This is a genomic window from Pararhizobium qamdonense, assembly GCF_029277445.1.
Taxonomy (GTDB): domain Bacteria; phylum Pseudomonadota; class Alphaproteobacteria; order Rhizobiales; family Rhizobiaceae; genus Pararhizobium; species Pararhizobium qamdonense.
Window position 1 is genome coordinate 1,880,645 of record NZ_CP119566.1, and the last position, 26,105, is coordinate 1,906,749.

The 26,105-nt window shown below is 61.6% G+C and carries 23 protein-coding genes; 8 read left to right on the top strand and 15 right to left on the bottom strand.

The features are described 5' to 3' along the window. Positions 1-6 precede the first annotated feature (6 nt). Both PYR65_RS09105 and PYR65_RS09110 read right to left on the bottom strand, forming a co-directional pair. Positions 7-726 carry a class GN sortase gene (locus PYR65_RS09105; RefSeq protein WP_407951288.1) on the bottom strand — a complete coding sequence of 240 codons (720 nt, stop codon included), beginning with the start codon at positions 724-726 and terminating at the stop codon, positions 7-9. Continuing rightward, positions 716-3,091, bottom strand: coding sequence for a marine proteobacterial sortase target protein (locus PYR65_RS09110; RefSeq protein WP_276120735.1), 2,376 nt, complete (start codon positions 3,089-3,091; stop codon positions 716-718). Before PYR65_RS09110 ends, PYR65_RS09105 begins: the two co-directional genes overlap by 11 nt. 462 nt (positions 3,092-3,553) lie before the next feature. Between PYR65_RS09110 and PYR65_RS09115 the strand changes: the two genes are divergently transcribed. Next, positions 3,554-4,756, top strand: coding sequence for a pyridoxal phosphate-dependent aminotransferase (locus PYR65_RS09115; protein WP_060638985.1), 1,203 nt, complete (start codon positions 3,554-3,556; stop codon positions 4,754-4,756). Between the two features lie 193 nt (positions 4,757-4,949). Further along, a complete protein-coding gene (locus PYR65_RS09120) occupies positions 4,950-6,149 on the top strand; it encodes an MFS transporter (protein WP_276120736.1) in 1,200 nt (399 codons plus the stop codon). Here the strand turns inward: PYR65_RS09120 and PYR65_RS09125 are convergent. After that, the gene (locus PYR65_RS09125; RefSeq protein WP_276120737.1) at positions 6,134-7,027 is read right to left on the bottom strand and encodes a LysR family transcriptional regulator; all 894 of its coding nucleotides are present in this window, start codon (positions 7,025-7,027) and stop codon (positions 6,134-6,136) included. The two genes, PYR65_RS09120 and PYR65_RS09125, sit on opposite strands and share 16 nt — an antisense overlap. Before the next feature lie 90 nt (positions 7,028-7,117). Here PYR65_RS09125 and PYR65_RS09130 point away from each other — a divergent pair, with 90 nt between their 5' ends. After that, positions 7,118-8,146, top strand: a complete 1,029-nt coding sequence (locus tag PYR65_RS09130; RefSeq protein ID WP_276120738.1) for an NAD(P)H-binding protein — start codon at positions 7,118-7,120, stop codon at positions 8,144-8,146. 16 nt (positions 8,147-8,162) lie between these two features. Here the strand turns inward: PYR65_RS09130 and PYR65_RS09135 are convergent, their stop codons facing one another. The 7 genes from PYR65_RS09135 to trxB form a co-directional block, all read right to left on the bottom strand. Then, complete coding sequence (locus PYR65_RS09135; RefSeq protein ID WP_276120739.1) at positions 8,163-9,104, bottom strand: lytic transglycosylase domain-containing protein; 942 nt, start codon at positions 9,102-9,104, stop codon at positions 8,163-8,165. Positions 9,105-9,167: 63 nt separating this feature from the next. Then, the gene (locus tag PYR65_RS09140; RefSeq protein WP_276120740.1) at positions 9,168-9,671 is read right to left on the bottom strand and encodes a GNAT family N-acetyltransferase; all 504 of its coding nucleotides are present in this window, start codon (positions 9,669-9,671) and stop codon (positions 9,168-9,170) included. Positions 9,672-9,753: 82 nt separating this feature from the next. Then, positions 9,754-10,554 carry an aminoglycoside phosphotransferase family protein gene (locus PYR65_RS09145; RefSeq protein WP_276120741.1) on the bottom strand — a complete coding sequence of 267 codons (801 nt, stop codon included), beginning with the start codon at positions 10,552-10,554 and terminating at the stop codon, positions 9,754-9,756. A gap of 206 nt (positions 10,555-10,760) precedes the next feature. Continuing rightward, positions 10,761-11,885: an alkene reductase gene (locus PYR65_RS09150; RefSeq protein WP_276120742.1), complete on the bottom strand. Its 1,125-nt coding sequence runs from the start codon at positions 11,883-11,885 to the stop codon at positions 10,761-10,763. A 62-nt stretch (positions 11,886-11,947) separates the two neighbouring features. After that, complete coding sequence (locus tag PYR65_RS09155) at positions 11,948-12,241, bottom strand: ArsR/SmtB family transcription factor (RefSeq protein WP_060638986.1); 294 nt, start codon at positions 12,239-12,241, stop codon at positions 11,948-11,950. Between the two features lie 636 nt (positions 12,242-12,877). Further along, on the bottom strand, positions 12,878-13,774 hold the full coding sequence (locus tag PYR65_RS09160; protein ID WP_060638987.1) for a LysR family transcriptional regulator VtlR: 897 nt from the start codon (positions 13,772-13,774) through the stop codon (positions 12,878-12,880). 113 nt (positions 13,775-13,887) lie between these two features. Next, complete coding sequence (trxB, locus tag PYR65_RS09165) at positions 13,888-14,862, bottom strand: thioredoxin-disulfide reductase (protein WP_276120743.1); 975 nt, start codon at positions 14,860-14,862, stop codon at positions 13,888-13,890. Positions 14,863-15,186: 324 nt separating this feature from the next. On the opposite strand from trxB, the gene PYR65_RS09170 reads away from it, so the two are divergent. After that, positions 15,187-15,657, top strand: coding sequence for an Lrp/AsnC family transcriptional regulator (locus PYR65_RS09170; protein WP_081927807.1), 471 nt, complete (start codon positions 15,187-15,189; stop codon positions 15,655-15,657). 29 nt (positions 15,658-15,686) lie between these two features. Here the strand turns inward: PYR65_RS09170 and PYR65_RS09175 are convergent, their stop codons facing one another. Further along, on the bottom strand, positions 15,687-16,748 hold the full coding sequence (locus tag PYR65_RS09175) for a glycosyltransferase family 4 protein (protein ID WP_276120744.1): 1,062 nt from the start codon (positions 16,746-16,748) through the stop codon (positions 15,687-15,689). A gap of 90 nt (positions 16,749-16,838) precedes the next feature. After that, positions 16,839-17,315 (bottom strand): transcription elongation factor GreA, encoded by a 477-nt coding sequence (gene greA, locus PYR65_RS09180; protein ID WP_037098620.1) that lies wholly within the window; start codon positions 17,313-17,315, stop codon positions 16,839-16,841. 301 nt (positions 17,316-17,616) lie between these two features. Between greA and PYR65_RS09185 the strand changes: the two genes are divergently transcribed. Both PYR65_RS09185 and PYR65_RS09190 read left to right on the top strand, forming a co-directional pair. Further along, positions 17,617-17,970, top strand: a complete 354-nt coding sequence (locus PYR65_RS09185) for a hypothetical protein (protein WP_060638988.1) — start codon at positions 17,617-17,619, stop codon at positions 17,968-17,970. Positions 17,971-18,007: 37 nt separating this feature from the next. Continuing rightward, a complete protein-coding gene (locus tag PYR65_RS09190; RefSeq protein ID WP_276120745.1) occupies positions 18,008-18,988 on the top strand; it encodes an SDR family oxidoreductase in 981 nt (326 codons plus the stop codon). Here the strand turns inward: PYR65_RS09190 and PYR65_RS09195 are convergent. Next, positions 18,982-19,593, bottom strand: coding sequence for a TetR/AcrR family transcriptional regulator (locus PYR65_RS09195; protein ID WP_276120746.1), 612 nt, complete (start codon positions 19,591-19,593; stop codon positions 18,982-18,984). The two genes, PYR65_RS09190 and PYR65_RS09195, sit on opposite strands and share 7 nt — an antisense overlap. Positions 19,594-19,672: 79 nt before the next feature. Between PYR65_RS09195 and PYR65_RS09200 the strand changes: the two genes are divergently transcribed. Both PYR65_RS09200 and PYR65_RS09205 read left to right on the top strand, forming a co-directional pair. After that, complete coding sequence (locus PYR65_RS09200) at positions 19,673-20,308, top strand: NAD(P)H-dependent oxidoreductase (protein ID WP_276120747.1); 636 nt, start codon at positions 19,673-19,675, stop codon at positions 20,306-20,308. A gap of 190 nt (positions 20,309-20,498) precedes the next feature. Then, positions 20,499-21,872, top strand: coding sequence for an MFS transporter (locus PYR65_RS09205; RefSeq protein WP_276121013.1), 1,374 nt, complete (start codon positions 20,499-20,501; stop codon positions 21,870-21,872). A 44-nt stretch (positions 21,873-21,916) separates the two neighbouring features. On the opposite strand, the gene PYR65_RS09210 is transcribed toward PYR65_RS09205, so the two are convergent. Beyond that, entirely contained in the window at positions 21,917-22,111 is a 195-nt protein-coding gene (locus PYR65_RS09210; RefSeq protein WP_276120748.1) for a DUF2283 domain-containing protein, read from the bottom strand. Positions 22,112-22,370: 259 nt separating this feature from the next. After that, the gene (gene carB, locus PYR65_RS09215) at positions 22,371-25,856 is read right to left on the bottom strand and encodes a carbamoyl-phosphate synthase large subunit (protein WP_060638960.1); all 3,486 of its coding nucleotides are present in this window, start codon (positions 25,854-25,856) and stop codon (positions 22,371-22,373) included. Positions 25,857-26,105 lie beyond the last annotated feature (249 nt).

The window sequence follows — 26,105 nt, forward strand, 5'->3', positions numbered from 1 at the left end:
TTGCGATCAAAAGGATTTGACCGGGAGTTTACCGGACATATCTTGCGCGGCGAGCGTCGATGGGCCTGCATCGTCAACAAGTTCGGCATTGACGATGTAGCGCAGCGGGCCTTGCTCGGTGGCGTCGAACGGCCAGCAGGTGGCGAGCGCCAGATGGCGGCCGGGCGCATCGGCGTTGATGCCGCTCTCGTCCCAGCGCGCGATGCGGCTGGTGCCGGCCCGGAAGGTGAGGTTCGTTCCGTCCTTGCGGGTGATGACCAGAAGATCGCCTTGTTTGACGTCCTTCAGCCAGCGGAAATGCGTATCGCGATGGGCGGCGATGACGGACGTGCCGGGTTCGCCCGGTGCCGGCGTGTTGGCGAGACGCGCCGGGCCGAAAGCCAGGGCCTCGCCGCTTGCGCCGGACAGCACGACTGCGGTTTTGCCGATCCGCAGGGCGGTGATTTCGGCTTCGGTGGAAAAGTCTGCCCAGGGCCAGGGTTTGGCATTGGTCTCGCCGTGCAGCTGCGCTGCAAAGCTGCGCTTCAACAGCACCTGTGACACCTCGGCCTTGGCCTTCATGTAAAAGCCTTTGCCGACCAGCATGACGCCGGCAAGTGCCACCAGAAGAATTCCGGCCAGAACCACCGTTTCCAGCGCATTGAGACGCGCCAGAAATCCGGCGCGTCCTTCCTTGTCCTGATCTGGAATGTCCAGGCTGGTTTCATTGCCGGGCTTATCGGACACGGTTGCGGGCCTCCAAAACCAGGCCGCGCAGCTGCCAGCGCCACAGGCTGAATGTGGTCGCCGCCATCACGGCAAAGGCAAGTAGCATCAGGCCGATCAGAATATGCCGGTCGGCGAGCGTGGCCGTTTGCGGCAGATTGACCTGCTTGCCGGCGTCGGCGATCATGCTGGCAGCACGCGCCGTCGGGGCTGCGGCCATCCGGTCGGCGACCAGCATGGCCTGCTGCTCGCTCTGTTGCAGCTGCGCCTTGCGCTCCCCTTGCGGCATCGTTGGCTGCGGCTCTTCGCCGAACACCTTCTCGAAATCCCAGCCCTCAGGCAAGTTGAGCGGCAGATCGGTGCTGACAACGGGTTCACCCGCCGGGCGCGACGGCGTCACATCGACGGCCACCAGGCTGGTGACGCGGGAGACGAGGTGATTGTCGAGCGCCACCGCCTCGATCTGCTTGTCGAGCGCTGCGGCATCGTTCACCGCATAGGCATTGGCTTCCAGGTCGTCGATCTTGCGGCGGGCCCAGAGCTTGGCGATACCCTTGCCCTGTGAGGCCTTGGCCACGTCCATCTCGATGCGCCAGGGCTGAGTGCCGCTCTTGCCGGTGATCTGCAGCTTGCCTGTCGGCGTTGCGCCCTCGAGCTGCGCCGTCAGCACCACCGGCTCGCCGCGATAAAGGTCCGGCATCGGGTTTGGCGTGATATCCTGCGCATTGGCGCCGTCGAATGAGACGGCGATATCGGTCATGACAGGATTTTCCAGCTTGGCGAACAATTCGCCCATCCGCACCGCCACCTGATCTTCAGAGCCGATCAGCGTGAAGGTGCCCCGGCCGATTTCGGCGGCCTTGGTCATGAAATGGGTGTTGGGGGCCGAGCCGATGCCGACGGTGAAGACGCGGGCGTCGCCACGGTTGCTGGAGATTTCCTCAAACAGCTGCGCCTCGTTGCCGATCGCGCCGTCGGTGAGGAACACCACCTGCCGCAGGGCGCCGGAGGCCACCGGCCCCTGGGTGCGCAGAGCCGCTTCCAGCGCCGGCAGCATTTCGGTGCCGCCATCGGCGGTGAGCCCGCGAACGAAAGCAATAGCATCCTCGCGCCGGTCCGGCGTTGCCTGAACCAGCGTCGGGAAATGCACCTCCATCGTGTCGTCGAAGCGCACGACATTGAACTTGTCCTGCGGCCGCAGCTTCGAGATGGCCAGCGCCAGGCTGTCGCGCGCCTGCTCGATCGAGGGTCCGGCCATCGAGCCGGAATTGTCGATGACGAAGACGACCTCACGGTCCTGAGCGGTTCCGTTTGTGTCGCCCTGCGCCGGCGGCGTGACGAAGCCGAGCAGATAGGTCTTGCCGTTCTGGGTTTCGCGGAAAAGCCCCGCATTCGGCATCGCGCCGGCAACAGCGTTCCAGCTCAGCTCGAAATCCTTGTCAGCCGGCACGCTGGCGCCCTCGAGCGCCGGCACGCTGGCGCTCTTCAGCGAAATCTTGCGCGCGGTGTCATCGACCGTTTGCATGTCGATTTGATGAAACGGGGAGGTGACGGTGCCGAGCGGGAAGCCGGCACTGAGATTGACCGTCAGCGTCACCGGATTGATTTTGGCGTTTTCGGCCGGGTTCAGTACAGGGGACGTGATCTTGTCGCGGTCGGGAACCGGATCGTTGACGGCATAACCGGACTTCGGATCGAGATCGACGGTCTGGACGATCGGATCGGGATTGTAGCGCGGCGCCACTACCATGGGGAAGCGCAGCGAGAATTCGCCGCCCGACTGATGCACGCTGCTCTGATACTCGATCTGCACGACAATGGTTTCGCCGGGACCGATATTGGCGACCTGGTTGGTGAAGATGTTGGGGCGCTGCTGTTCGAGAAGGGCTGTCTTCTTGCCTTCGGCTTTCGCCTGCTCATAGACCTTGCGGGCCTCTTCGCGCGCCTTGATCTCGCCCTCGATGAAACGGTCGCCGATCTGCATCTTCAGCGTATCGACGGCGGAATTTTCCGGCAGTGGGAACACATAGGTGCCCTCGACCCAGCCCTTGCTCGGGTTCTCGAAGCGCTGGGTGACGCGGGTGCGGATGATCGGGCCGTTGACGTCGATGACGACATCGGTCGCAAGCCTTGGCGCTTCCACGAAGGAACCGGGCTCCTTGGATGGGAAGAGCAGGGCGCCTGTGCCCATGTCGTTGGGGCGGACGTAACCGGCAAAACGCTGCGGCTTGCTGCCGTTGGTCTCCGCCATCGCATGGGAAAAGAAGCCCATGAAGAACAGGAGGGAAAGCGTGACCGCGATGAGTGCGGCGACGATCAGATATTCGATCTGCCGCCCGCTCATGCGGCTGACCGGCTTGGCCGTGTTTTCGGTGTTCAGAAGCATTGCAGGCCCCCTCGGCGCACATGGATTCGTGTGATGCCAGAAAAGGCTCCGAAATCGGCCGCACAAGGACAGAATTGCGGCAGGCCAAGGCATTTGTTGTGACCAAATCAAGGCGTTGCGGAAATCAGCCAAAACCTTTGTTTTTGATGAATAAATCCACATGGAGAAACGTTCTTGGCCGTCGTTCTCCGGCGCCTGGCGGGATCAAGCATTTTTCATGAGCCGGGTTCGAAAAAGCAGAGTCGTTTCAGCCCTCTGCGCAGCAAAGCCCACAAAGTGATTCATCCGATCCGGTGATGTCACTGATGAAACATTGTCATGGGTACGCATTTTGCCGCGTTTCTTGGCTCTTTGCGCTTGAAACCGGGGCGGTCTTTCGACATACACCTAACCGCTATGGAGCCAGGCAGAGCCCGCTCCATTGGCCGCATGCTGTTTCAACCTGATCAGGACAAACATATCATGGCCTTTCTTGCCGACGCCCTTTCCCGTGTAAAGCCATCCGCCACCATCGCCGTTTCCCAGAAAGCCCGGGAACTGAAAGCCAAGGGCCGCGATGTCATCGGGCTTGGCGCCGGGGAGCCGGATTTCGATACGCCGGACAATATCAAGAAAGCCGCCATCGACGCGATCAACCGCGGCGAGACGAAGTACACGCCGGTTTCGGGCATCCCGGAATTGCGCGAGGCAATCGCCAGGAAGTTCAAGCGCGAAAACAATCTCGACTACACGGCCGCCCAGACGATCGTTGGCACCGGTGGAAAGCAGATTCTTTTCAACGCCTTCATGGCGACGATCAATCCGGGCGATGAAGTCGTTATCCCGGCCCCTTACTGGGTGTCCTATCCGGAAATGGTGTCGATCTGCGGCGGCACGCCGGTCTTTGTCGAAGCGACCCAGGCCAACAATTTCAAGCTGACCGCCGAGGATCTCGACAAGGCGATCACGGACAAGACCAAGTGGTTCATCTTCAACTCGCCATCCAACCCGTCGGGTGCGGCCTATAGCCATGCCGAACTCAAGGCGCTCACCGATGTGCTGCTCAAGCATCCGCATGTCTGGGTCCTGACCGACGACATGTACGAGCACCTGACCTATGGCGACTTCAAGTTTGCCACCCCGGTGGAGGTCGAGCCGAAGCTTTACGATCGCACGCTGACCATGAACGGCGTCTCCAAGGCCTATGCCATGACCGGCTGGCGCATCGGCTATGCGGCCGGCCCGCTGTCGCTGATCAAGGCGATGGACATGATCCAGGGTCAGCAGACCTCGGGCGCCTGCTCGATCGCCCAGTGGGCGGCCGTCGAGGCGCTGAACGGCACGCAGGATTTCATTCCGGAAAACAAGCGGATCTTCGAGGGCCGCCGCGATCTGGTCGTGTCGATGCTCAACCAGGCCAAGGGCATCGAGTGCCCGTCGCCGGAAGGTGCGTTCTACGTCTATCCGTCCTGCAAGGGCCTGATCGGCAAGACCGCACCCTCGGGCAAGGTCATCGAGACGGATGAGGATTTCGTGTCCGAACTGCTCGAGACCGAAGGCGTCGCCGTCGTCCACGGCTCCGCCTTCGGCCTCGGCCCCAACTTCCGCATCTCCTACGCCACCTCGGAAGCCCTGCTCGAGGAAGCCTGCAAACGCATCCAACGCTTCTGCGGCGCCTGCAAGTAAGGTCGCGCGATTGAACTTGACGAGCCCGCCGGAAACGGCGGGTTTCGTTTGGGCTCTAAAATCTTGCATTGCATGTCCACGCCCCCAAGTAGCGACATCTAGCCAGCGGCTGAAAATCACGGCGTCGATCACGCCGGACGGCTTCCGCTCTCACGCAAATGCCGGTACACAACGGCCTTTCGAGGAGCCAGCCATGATCATTGCGCCGCATCACAGGATCTATACCTGTTTCTTCCTGTTTGCCGTGTCGCTCGGTGCGCTGCTCGCCCGCATGCCGGATCTGCAGGTGACGCTGGGGGTCAATAAGTCGGAGCTGGGGCTGACGCTGATCGGCATGGCGATCGGGGCGCTGATTTCGCTGACATTTTCCTCGCCGCTGATTGCGCATCTGGGTGCGCGCACGACAGCCTTCATCACCATTCTCGGCACGGCTGCCGCCTTTGCTGTCGTTCCGTGGGTCGGGGCGGCACCGCTGGTTTTCTGCGTTCTGTTCATTGCGGGCCTGCTTGCCGGTGCGCTCGAAATCAATCTCAATGTGGAGATCGACCGGCTGGAGGCGCGGCTTGGGCGGGGGATCATGAACCGGGCGCATGGTTTCTGGAGCCTCGGCTTTTTCGTGACCGCGCTGATTGCCTCGTTCGTGCGCCAGGGGCAAATCTCGATGCAGCTGCATCTGGCCGTGACCTTCGCCGTGGTGCTTGCGGTCGGCCTTATCGCCATTTCGGGTATCCGCAATGCGCCCGCCCGCGCCGTGTCGCATGAGGCAAAAGCGCCGCTTCTGGCGGTGCCGACGCTGGGCCTCCTGCCGCTCTGCATTATCGGCGTCGCCGCCTTTCTGGTCGAAGGTGCGGGGATCGACTGGTCGGCGATCTATATGCGCGACGTGTTTGCGGTCGAGCCCTTCATCGGTGGCCTCGGGCTGACGCTGTTCACCTTCTTCATGGCGATGGCGCGGCTGTTCATCGATCCGGTGGTCGATCGCTTCGGCGCCCGCCATGTCGCCTCGGTCCTGCTGGTGCTGTCGGCCATCGGGCTGACGGCCGTCTGGCTGGCGCCGCATGCCTATGTCGCCCTGTTTGGCTTTGCGCTGATGGGGGGCGGATGCAGCGCTGTCTATCCGCTGGCGGTCTCGGCCGCCGCGCAGCGCGTCGACCGGCCGGCGCAGGTCAATGTCGCGGCGCTTGGGCAGGTGACGTTCATCGTGTTCTTTCTGGCGCCGCCGCTGCTCGGCTTCGTGGCCGAGCATCTGGGCATCCGCACATCTTATCTCGTCTGCCTGCCGCTCATTCTCTATGCGCTGTTTTCCGTCAAGGCGCTGGCGCCACGGCGGGATGCGCGCGATGCCGTACCGGCGCCCGCCGGCGGCATGCCGTCCGATCACCTGCCGATGTAGGCGAGCAATCCCTCCACCAGCGCATCGTAAGCGACCCGGCAGCGCGGCGTGGTCTTCAGGTTCTCGTGCATGACCACGAAGGTTTCGAGCGGCAGCTCGAACTCGGTTTCGAACAGCCGCATGAGATCTGGGTCGCGCTTTGCAAGCGCCACCTGGCAGACGCCGATGCCGAAGCCTGCGCGAATGGCCGCCAGCTGCGCCAGATTGCTGTCGGCGCGGAAGGAGGGCCGCATCAGGTCGATCAGCGGTACGCGCTTGCGCACGGACCGCACGAAGGCGCTTTCGCGGTCAAAGCCGATGGTGCGGTGCTGGCTCAACTCCTCCAGCGTTTCCGGCGTGCCGTGCGTGTCGAGATAGCGCCGGTGCGCGTAGAGCCCGAGCGGTATGCCGCCGATCCGGCGGGTGATCAGAGCGTCCTGCTCGGGCGCCACCATGCGCACGGCGATATCGGCTTCCTGGCGCAAAAGGTCCTCGACGGCATCCGACAGCGACAGCTCGATGACGAGGTCCGGGTGCCGGTCGGCAAGCGCCGTCAGCATGGGCGGCAGCACCTCGATGCCGATCACCTCGCTGGCGCTGATGCGCACCGTGCCGCGCACACCGCCGCCCTGTCCGGTCGCCGCCCGTAAAAGCGCGGCGGCATTGGAGGCCAGCTGCTCGGCATGCGGTTTCAGATCGGCGGCCGCTTCCGTCGGCATCAGCCCCTGCGGCGAGCGGATGAAGAGCTGGAAACCGATCATGGTCTCCAGCGCATCGATATGCCGGCCAATGGTCGGCTGCGTCAGTCCCAGATCGCGCGCGGCAGCGGAAAGGGAGCCCTCCCGCAGCACGGCGAGGAAAGTCCGGTAGAAATCCCAGCTTGGTTCACTCTTGTTCATCTATTTTTGTATAGCAGGTATATCAATTTCCTCAATTCCGTTTAATTGGAAAGCGTTCACAATGATCTCCAACGAAACAGGAGATCAGACATGACCGAACAGGCAAAACAGATCGCTCTCATCCTCGGCGCCACCGGCGGTATTGGCGGCGCGGTGGCTGGAAACCTCAAAGCCCGCGGCTGGACGATCCGCGCGCTTCATCGTGATCCTGCCAGGGTGCGTGCGAAAAACCCGGATTTCGACTGGGTATCGGGCGATGCCATGAAGGCAAACGATGTGCTTGCCGCAGCTGAGGGAGCAAGCCTGATCGTGCACGCCGTCAACCCGCCGGGATACCGCAACTGGGGCACGCTGGTGCTGCCGATGATCGGCAATACGATTGCGGCGGCCAAGGCCAGCGGAGCAACGGTGCTGCTGCCCGGCACGATCTACAATTTTGGTCCGGATGCTTTTCCGCTGCTGCATGAAAAATCGCCGCAGAACCCGGTGACCGCCAAGGGCAAGATCCGCGCCGATATGGAGCGCCGCCTGGAGGCAGCGTCGCAGGAGGGCGTGCGTGTCATCATCGTGAGGGCAGGGGATTTCTTCGGTCCGGGGGCCGCCAATAGCTGGTTTTCGCAAGGCATGGTGACAGCCGGCAAGCCGGTGACCAGCATCACCTATCCGGGCGCCAGGGGCATCGGCCATCAATGGGCCTATCTGCCCGATGTGGCCGAGACGATGGCGCGCCTTGTCGATCGCCGCGCGGCGCTTCCGGCATTCGCCGTGTTCCATATGCAGGGGTTCTGGGATGAGGACGGCACGCGTCTGGCCGCTGCGATCCGCCGCGCCAGCGGCAATCCGGGCGTCAAGGTCAGGTCCTTTCCGTGGTGGCTTTTGCCCTTCGCCGCCCCCTTCGTGCCGTTCTTCAGGGAACTCAGAGAAATGCGCTATCTCTGGCAGGAGCCGCTGCGCATGCCCAATGACAGGCTGGTCGCCGCAATCGGTGCCGAACCGTGGACACCGATCGACGAGGCCGTACGCGCCTCGCTTGTCGACCTCGGCTGCATGGCCGCAGAGCCGGCAAAACGGGCTCTGCCGGCACCCCGGCAAAACGATGCCGGTGGCGTGACGGCGTGAAGCGTTCGGCCGTCCCTCAGTTCTTGAAGACGATGCAGGCGCCGCCGGTTTTGCGGACCTGCGTGCAGACCGCATCGGCCTCGGCCCGCGTCTCGCGGCCGATGCGGGCAGTGTAGCGCAGCCGGTTGCCGAAGGCGCGGTTGCGCTCGCGCTGGATCAGCGGCTTTTCCGCATTGAGCGGCGCGGGCATGCGGCTCACCGTCGCCAAAAACAACCGCTGCGCCACGCTCTTTTGAAAATGCGCCGAGAGCTGCGCGCCCCAGGGCGCAAAGGTGCCTTCGCCTTCGAACTCGACCTCGTTCAGGCGCCGCTTGTCGGCAAGGGCGGTGCAGGCATCGTAGAAGGATTTCTCCTTGTCGAGCCTGAGATCAAGCGCCTCCGGCGGATTGTCCTTCCATTCCTCGATCGAGTGGGCGGTAATGGCAAGCACATAGGCGCGGGTCTCGGACGGCAGGTTTCCGGTTGCCAGAAAGCTGCTCAGCCCGCCTTCACCGGCATTGTAAGCGGCTGCGGCAAAACCGAGATTGCCGAATCGGTCGCGCAGCGCATCGAGATACTCGGCGGATTTTCCAAGTGCCTCCAGCGCATCGAAACTGTTGTTCAAGCCGCGCAGCCTGGCGGTCGAGGGGATGAACTGCGCAATGCCCTCAGCACCTTTGGGGCTGACCGCATTTGGCCGGAACAGGCTTTCCTTCCAGATCAGCCGGGCAAAGAAATCGGGCGGCAGGGCGTTGGTTTCAGCAAAATGGCCAAGGGCGGTGCAGATATCGCGGCTATAGCTGCGCGCCCGCACGCAAAGCGTCGTGTCTGCAGTGCTGGCCGAATAGACGCAGGGCGGCGCGCGCCATTCCGGCTGTGCACGGGCGATGGCGCCTTGCGAAACCAGTCCGGCGAGCAGGACGGTGACAGCCAATGCCGCAACCCAAGCCCCGCAATGCCGCCGTGTTTGATGTTTCATGCGTTCAGGACCATATATTTCATGAGGCCCTTGATAGCATCGATCGGGTGAAACCGGGAGGACCTATGGTTTTTCCGGCAGGGTCAGCTGCATGAAGGTGAGGTCCAGCCAGCGTCCGAACTTGGTGCCGACTTCCTTCATCTGGCCGGTGATCTCGAAGCCGAGCTTTTCATGCAGCCGGATCGAGGCTGCATTGTTGGCCTCTATGCCCGCCACCATCACATGCTTGCCGCAGGCGGCCGCCCGCTCGATCAGGGCCTGCATCAAGAGCTTGCCAATCCCGCCGCCGCGCTGGTTCTTTTCGACATAGACGGAATGTTCGACAGTGTGGCGATAGCCGTCGAAAGCGCGCCAGTCGCCGAAAGAGGCATAGCCGGCAATGGTGCCGTCACCGGTCACCGCAACCAGGACCGGATAGCCGAGACGCCTGCGATCTGCAAACCATGCGGCACGGTTTTCCAGATCCACCTGCGTGTCGTTCCAGATCGCCGTCGTGTTGAGCACGGCGTCATTGTAGATATCGCGGATGGCGGGCAGGTCGGTCTCTTCGGCGTCGCGCAAATGCATCAATGTCTCCAGCAGTGTGCCGAAGCTCTAAGCCGTGCAAAAGGCGTTGTACAGCGCGTAAATCATCGATCGGAAAAACGGTTCAGATGCCGCCGCCAAGCTCTGCAGCGGCGATTTCGGCGACATGAAGTGCGGGCGCCGGATCGCCGTCATCCTCGAGGAACCAGGCTGCGGACAGTCCGGCATAGGCGATGATCCAGCGCAGCAGCCGTTCCGGTGCAAGCCCCGATTCCTGCGCCACGATGGCAAGCTGGCGGCGAAGCCTTGCAGCGTCTTTTGTTGCGGGCAGGTCCGGATTGCAAAACAGGTTGGCATAGTCATAGCCGCGCTCGCCGAGCAGCCCCTTCGGGTCGATCGCCAGCCAGCCCCGGTCTTCGAAGTCGAGAATATTGCTGTGGTGGATATCGCCGTGCAGGGCGCCGGTCTCAAGCGGCGCGGCAAGCAGGGTTTTGGCAACCGCATGCGCGGTGGCGAAGGCTCCGCCATGGATTGTGGATGCCGACTCAAGGGCGCGAAACCAGATGTCGAGGGGAACAAGCTCGGGATAGGGTTTCGTGCGTGGCCGGTGCAGGGTTTGCACCGTACCGCAGATGATCCGGCTTGCGGCATCATCGCCGCCGCTCATCGCCATGGTGAGCAGCGACCGCGTGCCGTGCGCCCGCTCAAGCAGAACGGCATCACCGTCCTTTGCATAGACCTTGGCCGCACCTAACCCATCCCACCACCGCATCAGCAATGCACCGCGCTTCTCCTCGCTTACGGTGGCAACCTTCAGCATCGCAGGCAGGCCCCGCCAGCGGACAGGAAGGAGATGGCTGGAATGCGTGACGACAGGACTTCCGTCTGGCACGAGCTCAAAGGCCTGTATGTAGCGGTCAAACATTGTGCCTCTTTCGTTCACCTCCCCCTCAAGGGGAGGGTGGACGCTCACGGCACCTGCCCTTTCACCTCCCCCTTGAGGGGGGAGGTCGCCGCAACGCGGCGGGTGGGGGCGACCGACTGCGAGCGCCATGGCCTATTGTATATGCCGCAGGTCACCCCACCCCGGAGCTTTGCTCCGACCCTCCCCCTCGAGGGGAGGGTGGATGGTCACGCTACCTGCTGTTCCAAGACCGGGTAATCCGTGTAGCCCTTGGCGCCGCCGCCGTAGAAGGTTGCCTGGTCCGGGGTGTTGAGCGGGGCATTGTCTTTCAGACGCTGGACCAGGTCCGGATTGGCGATGAACGGCTTGCCGAAGGCGACGAGGTCGGTCTTGCCGTCCTTGACGGCCTCGATGGCGAGGTCGCGGTCGTAGCCGTTATTGGTCATCCAGGCGGCCTTGCCGCCGGCCTTTTCATAGGCTGCGCGCAAAGCTGCGTAGTCGAACGGCGTGTCGCCCTGCTGGAAGTCGCGCGGGCCGCCGGTGGCACCCTCGATGACGTGAATATAGGACAGCTTGTACCTGGCGAGGCCCTCGACGACAGAGGTGAAGAGCGTCTGCGCATCCGGGTCGGACGAATCGTTGGCGGGGGTGACCGGGGAAATACGGATGCCGGTGCGGCCCTCGCCGATTTCCTTGGTGATGGCATCGACGACCTCGAACAGGAAGCGGGCGCGGTTTTCGATCGGGCCGCCATAGGCGTCGGTGCGGACATTGGAGCCCGACCGCAGGAACTGGTCGATCAGGTAACCGTTGGCGGCATGGATCTCGACACCGTCAAAGCCGGCATCGACAGCGGCGCGGGCGCCCTTGCGATAGTCCTCGATGATGCCGGGGATTTCGAAAAGTTCCAGCGCGCGCGGCTCGGAGGTTTCGGCAAAGGTGCCGGTACCGTCGGCATTGACCAGATAGGTCTTCGATTTCGCCTGGATGGCCGATGCCGAGACCGGCTTGCCGCCGTCCGGCTGCAGCGTGGTGTGGGAGATACGCCCGACATGCCACATCTGCACGACGATCTTGCCGCCGGCCGAATGCACGGCGTCGGTCACCTTTTTCCAGCCGTCGAGGGCTTCTGCGGTGTAGAGGCCGGGAACATCGGCATAACCCTGGCCCTGATGGGTGATCGCGGTCGCCTCGGTGATCAAAAGACCGGCCGATGCGCGCTGTTCATAATAGGTGACGTTGAGCGTGTTCGGCACGGCGCCCGGCGAACGGTTGCGCGTCAGCGGCGCCATCACGATGCGGTTGGCAAGCTCGATGTCGCCGATCTTGATCGGGTCGAAGAGGGAAGTCATGGGAAGTCCTTTTCAATGACTGCGTTTATGTCTTGGGAGGATGGGTTCAGGCAATGTGGCTGTCAGAGCGTCTTGCCGATATCGGTCAGGAACGCGGCGATCGTGTCTTCGTTCCGCTTGTAGAAAATCCACTGGCCAACACGTTTGGTGGTGACGAGATCGGCGCGCTGCAGGATCGACAGATGGCCCGAAACCGTCGATTGCGACAGGCCGCAGCGTTCGAACTGGCTGGCGCAGACCCCCATGTCCAGCGGATGATGCTGGGTGGAAAAATGCGCTTCCGGCTCCTTCATCCAGCCAAGCATCTCGATGCGCTTGGGATGTGCCAGGGCTTTGAGGATTTCGTCTTTATCCATTGCCGTTTCTGTATCGCTAAATTCCGATGTACCGATATGTAAATCGGCCAAAGCCGATATTCAAGTCACGACTTCGTAAAAAATGCATCATGGAAAATCTGGGCAAAAAAAGAGGGCCACTGAAGAACAGGGCCCTTTGAGATGTGAAGGTTAAAACCTCCAGAGGGGAACAGCTGCTGCGATGGTACTGGGAGGAAGAAGACCATCATGTGCATCAGCTGGATTGGATATGGGAAAGCGCCGCCGAAACTTCAATGGCTCGCGCCAAGAATTATTGCAACTATAGGTATGTCTTTGAAATCTGGGCAAAAAAAGAGGGCCACAAGAAAAACTTGGGCCCTTTATAGTTATGAAGGTAATTAAACCTCCAGAGGGGAACAGCTGCTGCGGTGGCACTGGGAGGAAAAAAGCCACCAAGATGCATCAGCTGCAGTCGGTATGATGGTTTTTTGGGCCGTTCGCAATCATTTAATATGCATGACAGCCATGTGCCGTACGCACCCCTGCGCAATTTTCAGGCGATTTCAGGTTGTTGCATCCCCCGCAAAACTGGGGATTTGGCAAAAAATCAGTTAAAACAACAGTTTGTCTAGAAGAAAAGTGAAGAGCATTTTTTGTGCAGGTGCGAAGGCCGTATCAGAAGGCCCAGTTGCGGGCCTTTGCAACGATGAAATCACGGAAGACTTTCAGCTTGGCGGCGTTCTTCATCTCGTCGGGATAGCAGAAATAGGTGTCGAAAGACGGAATCTCCGCACCGATCGGAAGTTGAATCAAACCGGGATCGCGGCCGACGATATAGTCCGGCATCATGGCAATGCCGATGCCGAGCAGGCAGGCGCGCTTGATCGAGGTCTGGCTGTTGATCTGCAGGTGCGAGGGGCGGGGATTGTCGGAATCCCGGCCGGCAATCTCCAGCCAGTTGACGTCGAGCAGATAGTTGGGTGCCGGTTCGCCGAAGGTGATGATGCGGTGGTTGTCGAGATCCTCGATCGACTGCGGCTCGCCATACTTGTTGATATAGGAGGGGGCCGCGTAGACATGCATGTGCACGGTGAACAGCTTGCGCTGGATGAGATCGGACTGCTGCGGCTGGCGCAGCCGGATGGCGCAGTCGGCATGGCGCATGTTCACGTCCAGCTCCTCGTTGTCGAGGATCAGCTGGACCTGCATGTCGGGATAGAGCGACAGGAATTCCTGCACCTTGTCGGTCAGCCAGCCCTGGCCGAGACCCACCGTCGTGGTGATGCGCAGCTTGCCGGACGGCTTGTCGGTGTTCTCGGTCAGCTGGACCTTGACGCTTTCCAGCTTCATCAGAACTTCATGGGCGGTGCGATAGAGGATTTCGCCCTGTTCGGTGAGGATCAGGCCGCGGGCATGGCGATGGAACAGCTTGATGCCGACATCCTGCTCCAGCGACGAGACCTGGCGGCTGATGGCCGATTGGGAAAGGTGCAGCTTGTCGGCCGCATGGGTGAACGATCCCGCTTCCGCCGCCGCATGGAAAATGCGCAGTTTGTCCCAGTCTAGCGGCATGGTGTCCCCCAATAGGTGCTCGTGGCGGAAAACGGCCTCGTGTTTTCCGCCATAAGGCTGATTGTCTGTTCCCACTCAGGAGCGGCTTTAACCACTCCCATTCTTCGCGGCTTCTATTCGGCCGCAATTGCGACAGGCATATGGCCCGCCAGATATTTTTCGGCTTCAAGAGCGGCCATGCAGCCCATTCCGGCAGCGGTGATCGCCTGGCGGTAGATATCGTCGGTCACGTCGCCGGCGGCGTAAACGCCAGCCACGTCGGTGGCCGTCGAATCCGGCGCCGTCCACAGGTAACCGTTCGGCTTCAGGCGCAGCTTGTCCTTGAAGAGCTCGACTGCCGGCGCATGTCCGATTGCCACGAACACGCCGTCGATCGGCATGTCGCTGACGGCACCCGTCCTGGTGTTGCGCAGCTTGACGCCGCTGACGGAAGCCGGCATCGGGGGCTTGGCCGGGCTACCTGTATATTCCGTCACTTCATGATCCCAGATGATCTTCACGTTCGGTTTGGCAAACAGCCGCTCCTGCAGGATCTTTTCGGCGCGGAAATGATCACGGCGATGCACCACCGTCACGGTCTTCGCAAGGTTGGACAGGTAGAGCGCTTCCTCGACGGCCGAATTGCCACCGCCGACCACGATCACGTCCTTGTTGCGATAGAAGAAGCCGTCGCAGGTGGCGCAGGCCGAAACGCCAAAGCCCTGGAAGGCCGGTTCGCTTTCGATGCCCAGCCATTTCGCCTTGGCGCCGGTGGCGATGATCAGGACGTCTGCGGTCCAGTCGGTGCCGCTGTCGGTCTTGAGCTTGAAGGGGCGCACCGACATATCGACATCGGTGACGAGGTCGTTGACGATCTCGGCGCCGACATGCTGCGCCTGCTTGAGCATCTGCTCCATCATCCACGGGCCCTGGACCGGATCGGCATAGCCCGGATAGTTCTCGACATCTGTGGTGATCATCAGCTGGCCGCCCTGTTCCATGCCGGCGATCAGAACCGGATTGAGCAGCGCGCGCGCCGAATAGATGGCGGCGGTATAACCGGCAGGTCCTGAGCCGATGATGAGAACTTTGGTGTGTCGGGCAGTCATGGTCCGGGTCCTTCGATCACCACAGCGGTATAAAGCCGCGCAGCATCGTCCTTCGTTGAGAAAATCCCCTCTAGTCTAGGGATTCTGGCGGCCTTGTTTCAAGGGCAGGGTGGCCGATACACACAGATGTGTTGCTCCATTGCCCCGATTTAACGAGGTTTTTGTGCATGACACACAAACTCGCTCTCGTTTTTCCATCTCAATACGTGTTACCGACGAGCCTTTCATCCGGCTAGACCCGCCGTCTGGTTTCTGGCGTGCCGGGCCTCTTCGCAATAACAGCTTTGATCCAATATAACGAGAAGAACAACGGGAAGCTCTACCATGGTGATACGCGTCGAACTTGATGCTATCGATATGAAAATTCTGCGCGAACTGCAAAATGACGGACGCATGACCAATGTCGAGCTGGCCGAGCGTGTTGGCATCTCGGCACCGCCCTGCCTGCGGCGCGTGCGCAAGCTGGAAGAGGCCGGCATCATCCGCGGCTATCGCGCCCTTTTGAATGCCCCGGCGCTGGGTTACGATCTGGTCGCGTTTTGCATGGTCGGCCTGAAACATCAGTCGGATGCCAATCTGAAGGCATTTGCCAAGCAGACGGCCAACTGGCCGCTGGTGCGCGAAGCCTGGATGGTGTCGGGAGAATCCGATTTCCTGCTGCAATGTGTGGCTGAAAACCTGGCAGGCTTCCAGGATTTTGTCATCGAGGAACTCACGGCCACCGAGAATGTGGATACGGTCCGCACCATGCTGACCATCCGCCAGGTCAAGGATGTCAGCCTGATCGAGATCTAGATGTGGAGCCTCATTGATCGTACGAGGTTCTAACTCTTAGACAGAAGCGTCTCGTACACCGCGCCGATCTTCTCCGCTTCACCCTTGATGCTGAAGCTTTCAACGGCGCGCAAAAGCCCGCGCTCGCCGGCGCGCTGCGTCCGTTCCGGATCGTCCATGAACAGAGCCGAAGCCTCCGTCATCTCGGCAAGGGACCCTGCCGGAATGAGAATGCCGGTCTCGTCCGCACCGGTGACGAGCAGTTCGGAAAAGGCGCCGACATCGGTTGCCACGACCGGTACCTGCGTTGCCATTGCCTCCAGCGGGGTGAGGCCGAAACCTTCCCAGCGCTGCGGGGCGACAAAGAGGTCGAGGGCCCGGTACCAGTCGGGAATATTCGTATGTTCGCCGACAAACAGGATGCGTCCGGCAAGGCCTGCCGATTTCACCCTGTCCTTCAGTTCGGTCTCGAAGGCCTGATGCGACGGCGTGGCGCGGCCGGCGATGATGGCGATCCAGTCCGGCCGCTGCGGCAAAAGGGCAATCATGCTGTCGACGAAGAGGTCGGTGCCCTTCTGGTGGCGCACGCGGCCAAAGCAGCCGGCGATCTTTTTGTCCGCCGGCAGGCCGAGCGCCGTCTTGGCATTGGCCTTGTCTTCGGCCGGAAAGAACCGCTGCGTGTCGATGCCGTGCATGATGGTGGTGCTCGCCACCTCCAGATAGGCCGCCGTGCGGTTGCTGGTGGCGATCACCGCGTCCATCTTCCGCACAAGGAATTTGGTCCAGCCGGAATGCTTGCGCTGCGAGGCGGAGGTGAAGACGATCTTGAGTTTCATCCGCAGGAGATCGCGTAGCACGATCGCCGGCAGCATCTCGATGTTGCGCCGCGCATGCCAGACGCGCAGCGCCCGGTTTTTCGGGCGGCGCCAGAGGGCAGCGAGCGCGGTGTAGCCGATATGCGGCAGGCTGGCGGGAAGGCCAGGGCCAAGGACCGCGACCTTCTGGCCGAGTGCGCGCTGCACCGGGATCAACTGGATGATGGTCGAGGTCACGCCGGACAGGCGGTGCTTGAAGTTCGGCGCTATGATCTCGACGTCGCTGATATCGTCCACGCTTGCCAGCTCCCGTTCTTCATCTCACAGAAAAAGCCCGGAGGCAGCTTTGCGCGCCGTCCGGGCTTTTCAATAGCAACAGGCCGGGGATCAGCCCCAGTTAATGGCGAGGATTTCGTAGGCCTTCGAGCCGCCGGGCGCGACGACTTCGATGGAATCGCCGACTTCCTTGCCGATCAGCGCGCGGGCAATCGGCGAGGAGATCGAGATCCGGCCCTGCTTCACGTCGGCTTCCTGGTCGCCGACGATCTGGTAGGTCTTGTTTTCTTCGGTGTCTTCGTCGATCAGCTTGACGGTGGCGCCAAACTTGATCTTGGAGCCGGACATCTTCGACAGGTCGATGACTTCGGCGCGCGCGACGTAATCCTCGACTTCGCCGATCCGGCCTTCATTGTGGCTCTGGGCTTCCTTGGCCGCATGATATTCGGCGTTTTCCGAGAGGTCGCCATGGGCGCGCGCTTCGGAAATCGCTTCGATGATCCGCGGGCGCTCTTCCTGCTGACGCCACCGCAGTTCTTCCTGCAACTTGGCGAATCCGCTTTGAGTCATCGGTACTTTTTCGACCATTTCACTGTCCTTCATAGTCCATGCATGGCCCGCTTAGGCAGGCATCAGCACAAAAGAAAACGGTCACCGGAGCGTTAACCCCGGAACCGTCGGAAACATTTGAACAACGCTTATAGCAGATAGCGCGGTGCAAAAGCCAGATTAATCGGCGCTCGCCGCAAGTGCCGCAGCGTCTCTGCGGCGCTGGCCGCGAAGAAAGCGGAACAATTCACCGGTGGCTCCGTTCGGTCTTGGAGACGAAAGCCAGATGAAGCGGCCGTCAAAGTGCCGTGGATCAGGGCAGACAAGCGAGGACCAGATGATGCAGGAAAACAACCATCCACAGGAGCGATTGAAGCTTTACCGGCTGGTGCCGGTTGCCCGTGCCGGCGATCCGAATTGGGACAGCGCTGACAATCAGGGAGAGATTATCGTACGCGCGCTGTCGCCCGCCGACGCGCGGATTACGGCGGCCGAGGCAGAGCTTGATTTCACCGAGATCGATGCTAGCCCCGCAGAGGGCAATTCAACGCGCGATGCCAGCGCCTTCCGCAACGAGCGGCTGTATGCCGTGGTCGAAATGCTCGATCAAAACGGAGTGGCCGCCTCCGGCCCGCGCGGCGTGGTGGAAGGTATCGTGTCTGTCGGCACAATCAAGCCAACCCAGATTTCCTAAAGACAACCAATTTCAGAGACAAACAAGGAGAATGACCATGGCCGCACGGCCCAGCCCAGCCGCCACGACTGCGGAAAAGCAGCGTGATATCCAGGACCAGGTCGCCAAGGCCGATGCCGGGGACAAGGCGCAAAAGCCGAAGAAATCGAAAGCCATGCAGGCCGGTGCGCGGGTCTATCCTGTCCCGCCGTTTCCCAAACAGCATCAGCCCAAGCCCGGCGCCGAGCACAAGCTCGATCCGGCCCCGCTCTACGAGGCGCCCTATTACAAGGGGTCTGGAAAGCTTGAGGGCAAGGTGGCGTTGATCACCGGTGGCGACAGCGGCATCGGGCGTGCGGTTGCCGTTTTGTTTGCCCGCGAGGGCGCCGATGTCGCAATCCTGCATCTGGCCGAAGGCAGGGATGCCGACGATACCGTCAAGGCCATCGAGGCGGAAGGACGCAAGGCCATGACCTTCGCCGGCGATGTGAAAGACCGGGTGTTTTGCCAAAAGGCGGTTGCCGCCGTGGTCGAGGTGTTTGGAAAGCTCGATATCCTCGTCAACAATGCCGCCTTTCAGGTCCATACCGCCGATGTGCTGGATTTGACGGAAGAGCATTTCGACGAGACGCTGAAGACCAATCTCTATGGCTACTTCTTCATGGCGCAGGCAGCGGTGCCGCACATGAAAGAGGGCAGCGCGATCGTCAATACCGGCTCGATCACGGGGATCGACGGCAGCAAGCAGCTCCTGGATTATTCGATGACCAAGGGCGGCATTCATGCCTTCACCAAGGCCCTGTCGGCTCAGCTCATTGACAAGGGTATCCGCGTCAATGCCGTGGCGCCCGGTCCCGTGTGGACACCGCTCAATCCCTCCGACAAGGAGGCTGACGATGTCGCAACGTTCGGAGCCGATACGCCGATGAAGCGGCCGGCCCAGCCGGAGGAGATTGCACCGGCCTATGTCTTCCTCGCCTCGCCGCAATGCTCCAGCTATATTACCGGCGAGATCCTGCCGATCATTGGCGGTTACTGACCGGCATTGCGGCCCACCATCGACAGGATGGTCTCATAAAGCTCGTCTTCGGCCTGACCGGCGGTGATATCGCCGGTCGCGGCAGCAAAGGAAAGCGACTCGGCCGCGCCGAGCATCCCCCAGAGACCGGCAGATGCGATCGTGCCGCTGCTGGAAAAGGGCGCAAGTGTTGCGCGGCATTTCTCGATGAACACCGTTTCATAGTCGCGCTTGACCTTTTCAAGCTCCGGCGAGCCCGCGAGAGCCGCGCTGATCCCCGGAATTTCGCAGCCCTGCTTGAGTACGCAGGCGACATAGGCGGATGCAATCACCTCTGCCTTGCCTTTGAGCGTGGGCTCGCTCTTGTCGAGGGCCTCCTCCATCAGCGCCGTCTGGCGAATGTCGTAATCCCTATAGAGCGCGGCGAGCAGGCCAGCGCGTGTGATAAAATGATCGTAGACCACGGGCTTGGTCACCCCGGCCTGTTCCGCCAGGTGCCCAAGCGTCAACGCTTCCGTTCCCTCGTTGCGGATGATTGTCCAGGCAACATCCAACAGCTGACGCTGCCGGTCATCGCGCGTCAGGCGGCGGCGTGTGGGCGAGGTTCCATTTTCCATGCTTGACATCGCTATATACCAAAAGTAACTTACTAAAAGTATATAGTGAGCGGCTTTCGCCCGCAACTGCTGAACAGGAGTTTTCGACATGCATGCACTCATCGTTGTCGCCCATCCCGATCCAGAGTCGCTGACCCACAGTGTCGCCCGGCATCTGGCCGAAGGGATCACACAGGCGGGCGAGGGACATTCCTATGAGATCGCCGATCTCACCGCCGAAGGTTTCGATCCGCGGTTCCAGATGACCGATATCGCCTCGCATCGCGGCCGGGCGCCGATCGCGCCGCAAATTACGGCCGAACAAGCGAGGATCGACCGAGCCGATGCGCTTGTGCTGGTCTATCCCGTCTATTGGTGGGCAATGCCGGGACTTTTGAAGGGGTGGATCGACCGGGTCTTTTCCAATGGCTGGGCCTATGATGACAGCCAGGGTGACAAGGTCGTCAAGAAACTGCAGCACCTGAATGTCCATCTCGTCAGCATCGGCGGTGCCGACGCTCAGACCTATGCGCGGCGCGGTTACGATACCGCCATGAAGACGCAGATCGACCACGGCATTTTCGACTATTGCGGCGCGCCCGTCGTGACCTCAGAGCTTTTGCTGCAATCGGACGGCCCGGATGGGGCGCTGCATCTGCAGACAGCTGGCCGCATCGGCCGCAACGTTTTCAAGGACAGCGCGGGTGAAGCCAAGGCCAAAAATGTGTCCGCCGGCGCAAAATAGCGCTTTACCTCAACAGCGCTTGAGGTTGTAACAGTCGTGCTTTCTGACTGGAGACGAAAGCATGACGACTGACACGATCCCTCATAGAGACGAACTGGGAGACGAACTGGCGGGCGATATATCCGGCGTATTTGAAGGCAGCGCGGCATCGGCAGGGGGCGCTGAACTGGCTGGCGGATGGGGCGAGCTGATGCGGCCGCGCTATCTGGTCTCGACGATAACGCTGTGCCTGGGCGTCGCTCTGTTTGCCTTCAATGAGTTCTTCATCTCCACGGCCTTGCCGACGGCGGTGGAGGAACTTGGCGGCGCCTCCCTCCTGTCCTGGGCCTTCACCCTCTATCTGGTCTTTGCGATCATCGGCGGCCTTGTCTCTGCCAATCTCAAGCAGCGGTTCGGCGCCCGCAACACGCTGCTCGCCGCAGCCGCCATCTTCGTTGCCGGCACCGTTCTCGCCACCTCCGCCACCGCGATGACCGAGGTTTTGGCCGGACGGTTGCTGCAGGGTGCAGGCGAGGGCGTTGTCGCCGCCTTGTGCTACGCGCTGATCCCCGAACTTTTCCCGTCGCGCCTCGTGCCGAAAGTGTTTGGCGCGGAGGCAATCGTCTGGGCCATGGCGGCGTTTTCCGGACCTCTGGTCGCGGGCGGGCTGACCGAGCATTTCTCCTGGCGCGCCGCCTTCTTCGTCAGCATTCCCGCTGCCGCCATTTTCATCATCCTCGTTCTTGCCATCGTGCCGCGCGGCGTGGCCGGCGGGACCCAGGCGCCGGCCATTCCGTTCGCGCGCCTGATGGCCGCAGGCGCGGGCATCCTGATGATTTCGCTGTCGGGCATTGCCGGTGGCATCCTGCCAATGTCGGCGCTCCTGGCCGGGGCGGCCGTGGTTCTGGTGACGGTGGTTTACCTCGACCGGCGCGCGCCCAACCCGGTTCTGCCAAGGGCCGCCTTCACCGCGAACAAGGCGATTGGCACGGGATTATGGGTGATCCTGCTGATGCCGCTGTCGCAGGCGGCAGGCTCGGTCTTCCTCGTCTATAGCCTGCAGCATCTCTGGCATCTCGGCCCGACTGCCGCCGGTGCGCTCAGCGCCGTCATGGCGATATCCTGGAGCCTGTCTGCCATCGGCGTTGCGAGCCTCAGGTCGCTGGCATTGCGCAACCGCATCATGCTGGCAGGCCCGGTGCTGCTGACGATCGGGCTCGCCTTCGTGGTCATCGCCATCGGCACGGACATGATCTGGTTCATCCTGCCGGGGCAGGCAATGATCGGCGCCGGGTTCGGCATCTCCTGGGGCACGCTCAGCCAGCTGATGATGGACGTCTCCACCGACGGCGAACGCGACCGGACCTCGGCCATGCTGCCGACCCTGCAATCAGCCGGCTACGCCATCGGCGCCGCCGTCTTCGGCCTTGCCGCCAATGTCATGGGCTTCGGCGCCGCCGCACCGGCCGAAACCATGCGCCACGCCATGCTCGTCGTCTTCGGCAGCGGCTGCGTGGTGGCTGTCTTGGCCGTCGTCCTGGCGATGCGCACGGCGGGGTTGGCGCGAGCGCAGCAGCCGGTTTGATTTTGGGAAGTATGAAAAGAGCGGCGCCCCTGGATCGGGCGCCCTCAGGCCGCTTCGTTCAACGTCTTTGGTGAAAGATGCTGGCGGGCGTCGAGCACTTCCATGCCGACAATATGGCCGTGCTCATCGTAATCCATGATGATACCGGCAGAAATCTCTTCGCTTTCCAGAATTGTCTCGCTGGAGAAACGGATATAGGCCGCGTTTGCCGCCGCATCATATTCGATCACGGGTTTCATGCTGGCTTGATAGCTCCACGGTCCAGAAATGCCGATATTATACGGATTTCAAAGTCGTCTTCAACGCACGCAACCCGCATCATGCGCGAGCCGCGCTGAGGAACCGGGCCAAAACGCCGTTCCACCGCCGGATCTCGCGGATCCGGCGCCGTCCACAAGGGCGTGCGAGCAACAGTTTCCACCCAAGTTGCATCAAGCCCACGCTCCCGCATCACTGTCAAAGCATGTGCGGAAAGCGTAGGGGCTTTTGCATTTCGTCTCAGAAATAGCTCTGCAGCGTGCGCACTTCCAAACTGCCGGCCTTGAGCGCCTTGATCGCGCGGGCTGCCGCTTCCGCGCCTGCCATCGTCGTATAATACGGCACTTTCTGCATCAGCGTCGCGCGGCGCAGCGATTTTGAGTCCGAGATCGCCTTGTTGCTGTCCGTCGTGTTGATGACGAGATGGACCTGGCGGTTGCGGATGGCGTCCTCGATATGCGGACGGCCTTCCTGGACCTTGTTGATCTTGATGGCCGTGATACCGTTTTCGCCAAGGAAACGGGCAGTGCCGCCGGTTGCCATGACTTTGAAGCCGATCTCGGTGAGGATTCTGATGGCGGGCAGGACCCGTTCCTTGTCCTCGTCGCGCACCGAAACGAAGACCGTGCCTTCGCGTGGCAGATCGACGCCGGCGCCAAGCTGGGCCTTGGCAAAGGCCAGCGCAAAATCGGTGTCGAGGCCGATGACTTCGCCGGTCGAGCGCATTTCCGGGCCGAGCAGGATATCGACGCCGGGGAAGCGGGCAAACGGGAAGACGGCTTCCTTGACGGCGATATGGTTGAGGTTGCGCGGATCCGGCTTCTTGCCATAGGCGGCAATGGCGTCATCGAGCTTTTCACCGGCCATGATGCGGGCGGCGATCTTGGCGATCGGCGCGCCGATGGTCTTGGCGACGAAGGGCACGGTGCGCGAGGCGCGCGGGTTGACTTCGAGCACGTAGATCGTGCCGTCCTTGATGGCATATTGCACGTTCATCAGGCCGCCGACCTTCAGGGCCTTCGCCATCGCCTTGGTCTGGCGCTCCAGCTCGTCGACGATCTCGTCCGACAGCGTGTAGACCGGCAGCGAGCAGGCGCTGTCGCCGGAGTGAATGCCGGCTTCCTCGATATGCTCCATGATGCCGGAAACGAAGACGTTCTCGCCATCCGACAGGGCATCGACATCGACTTCGACGGCGTTGGTCAGGTAGCTGTCGAACAGAAGCGGGTTCTTGCCGAGCAGGGTGTTGATCTGGCCGGTCTTGTCGTTGGGATAGCGCTGCTTGATATCCTCAGGCACCAGTTCCGGCACCGTGTCGAGCAGGTAGGTCTGCAGCATCGATTCCGAATGGATGATCTGCATGGCACGGCCGCCCAGAACATAGGACGGGCGCACGACCAGCGGGAAGCCGATTTCCGACGCCACGAGGCGGGCCTGTTCGACCGAATAGGCGATGCCGTTGTTCGGCTGGTTGAGATCGAGCTTCATCAGAAGCTTCTGGAACCGGTCGCGGTCTTCGGCCAGATCGATCATATCAGGGGCTGTGCCGAGGATCGGGATGCCGTTCTTTTCCAAAGCTTCGGCCAGCTTCAGCGGCGTCTGGCCGCCGAACTGCACGATGACGCCATGCAACTCGCCGTTTTCCTGTTCGGCCCGCAGGATCTCGATCACGTCTTCGGCCGTCAGCGGCTCGAAATAGAGCCGGTCGGACGTATCGTAATCGGTCGATACGGTTTCCGGGTTGCAGTTGATCATGATCGCTTCATAGCCGGCATCCTTCAACGCGAAGGCGGCGTGGCAGCAGCAATAGTCGAACTCGATGCCCTGGCCGATGCGGTTGGGACCGCCGCCGAGGATGACGACCTTCTTGCGGCCGGAAATCTGGGCTTCCGAGCGGGCAGCGCCGTTGAACGGCGTCTCGTAGGTCGAATACATATAGGCGGTCGGCGAGGCGAATTCGGCAGCGCAGGTGTCGATGCGCTTGAAGACCGGACGCACGTTCAGCCGGTTGCGCAGCTCGGCCACTTCCTTGGGGCGGCTCTTCGACAGCGTCGCAAGGCGGGCGTCGGAAAAGCCCATGGCCTTCAGCATGCGCAGGTTTTCGGCATCCTCGGGCAGGCCGTGCTCGCGCACCCGGGCTTCCATGTCGACGATCGCCTTGAACTGGGCGATGAACCACGGATCGATCTTGGAGCCGTCATGCACATCGGCTTCCGACATGCCCATGCGCAGCGCCTGGGCGACCATGCGCAGCCGGTCCGGCGTCGGCGTGCCGATGGCGGCGCGGATGGCGTTGTGGTTGTCGCCGGAATCTTCAAGGCCGGGGATCTCGATCTCGTCGAGGCCGGTCAAGCCGGTTTCAAGGCCGCGCAGCGCCTTCTGCAGCGATTCGGCAAAGGTACGGCCGATCGCCATGACTTCGCCGACAGACTTCATCGCCGTCGTCAGCGTCGTGCCGGCGCCGGGGAATTTTTCAAAGGCAAAGCGCGGGATCTTGGTGACGACATAGTCGATCGACGGTTCGAACGAAGCGGGCGTTGCGCCGCCGGTAATGTCGTTGTCGAGTTCGTCCAGCGTATAGCCGACGGCAAGCTTGGCGGCGATCTTGGCGATCGGAAAGCCGGTGGCCTTCGAGGCGAGCGCCGACGAGCGCGACACGCGCGGGTTCATCTCGATGACGACGAGGCGTCCATTCTCGGGATTGACGGCAAACTGCACGTTCGAGCCGCCGGTCTCGACGCCGATCTCGCGCAGAACCGCGATCGAGGCGTTGCGCATGATCTGGTATTCTTTGTCGGTCAGCGTCAGGGCAGGGGCGACCGTGATGCTGTCACCGGTATGCACGCCCATCGGATCGATGTTTTCGATCGAGCAGATGATGATGCAGTTGTCCGCAGTGTCGCGGACCACTTCCATCTCGTATTCCTTCCAGCCGAGCACCGATTCTTCGATCAGCACTTCCGTCGTCGGCGAGGCATCGAGGCCGGAATTGACGATCTCGAAGAATTCCGAGCGGTTATAGGCAATGCCGCCGCCGGTGCCGCCCATGGTGAAGGACGGGCGGATGATCGCAGGCAAACCAATGGTGTCGAGCGCCTGCGCGCCGATCGCCATGGCATGGCTCATATAGCGCTGCTTGCGGTCGGTCTCGCCGAGGTTCCAGGTGTTTTCCAGCGCGTCGAGCGCCTTGTCGAGGTCGGCGCCCGAAAGCTGTGCCTTCAGCTTGTCGCGTTCGGCAACGTGCAGCTTGCGATCGACATCCTTGATTTCGGTGGCGTTGGCGAGCAGCGATTTCGGGGTTTCGAGCCCGATGCGCGACATGGCCTCGCGAAACAGCGCCCGGTCTTCGGCCATGTCGATGGCTTCCGGCTTGGCGCCGATCATTTCGACATTGTAGCGGTCGAGCACGCCCATGCGCTTCAAGGAAAGTGCGGTGTTGAGCGCGGTCTGGCCGCCCATGGTCGGCAGAAGCGCGTCCGGGCGTTCCTTGGCGATGATCTTGGCGACGACCTCCGGCGTGATCGGCTCGACATAGGTCGCATCCGCCATGTCGGGGTCGGTCATGATCGTGGCGGGGTTGGAGTTGACCAGGATGACCCGGTAACCCTCTTCCTTCAGCGCCTTGCACGCTTGCGTCCCGGAATAATCGAATTCGCAGGCCTGGCCGATGACAATCGGTCCCGCACCGATGATGAGGATCGATTTGATGTCTTGGCGCTTTGGCATGGTCTCTATCCGCTTTTTCCGGCTGCGCAAAAAACCGGCCAGGGTGGGAGATCACCGGTCGGGGCGCGCAGGCTTGGTCTTTTCAGGCTAGAAGCGGCTTATAGGGAAATGTGGCCCGTAGCGAAACCCCGAAAATTATGGAATCGACAGGAAAATGACCGGCGAAAAGGCCGTGATACCTGTGAAACAGGCCCTGTTCCCGGCTGCGCCCGCAGGCATGCCGGAAAACACCCGATTCGAGGCTTCCCT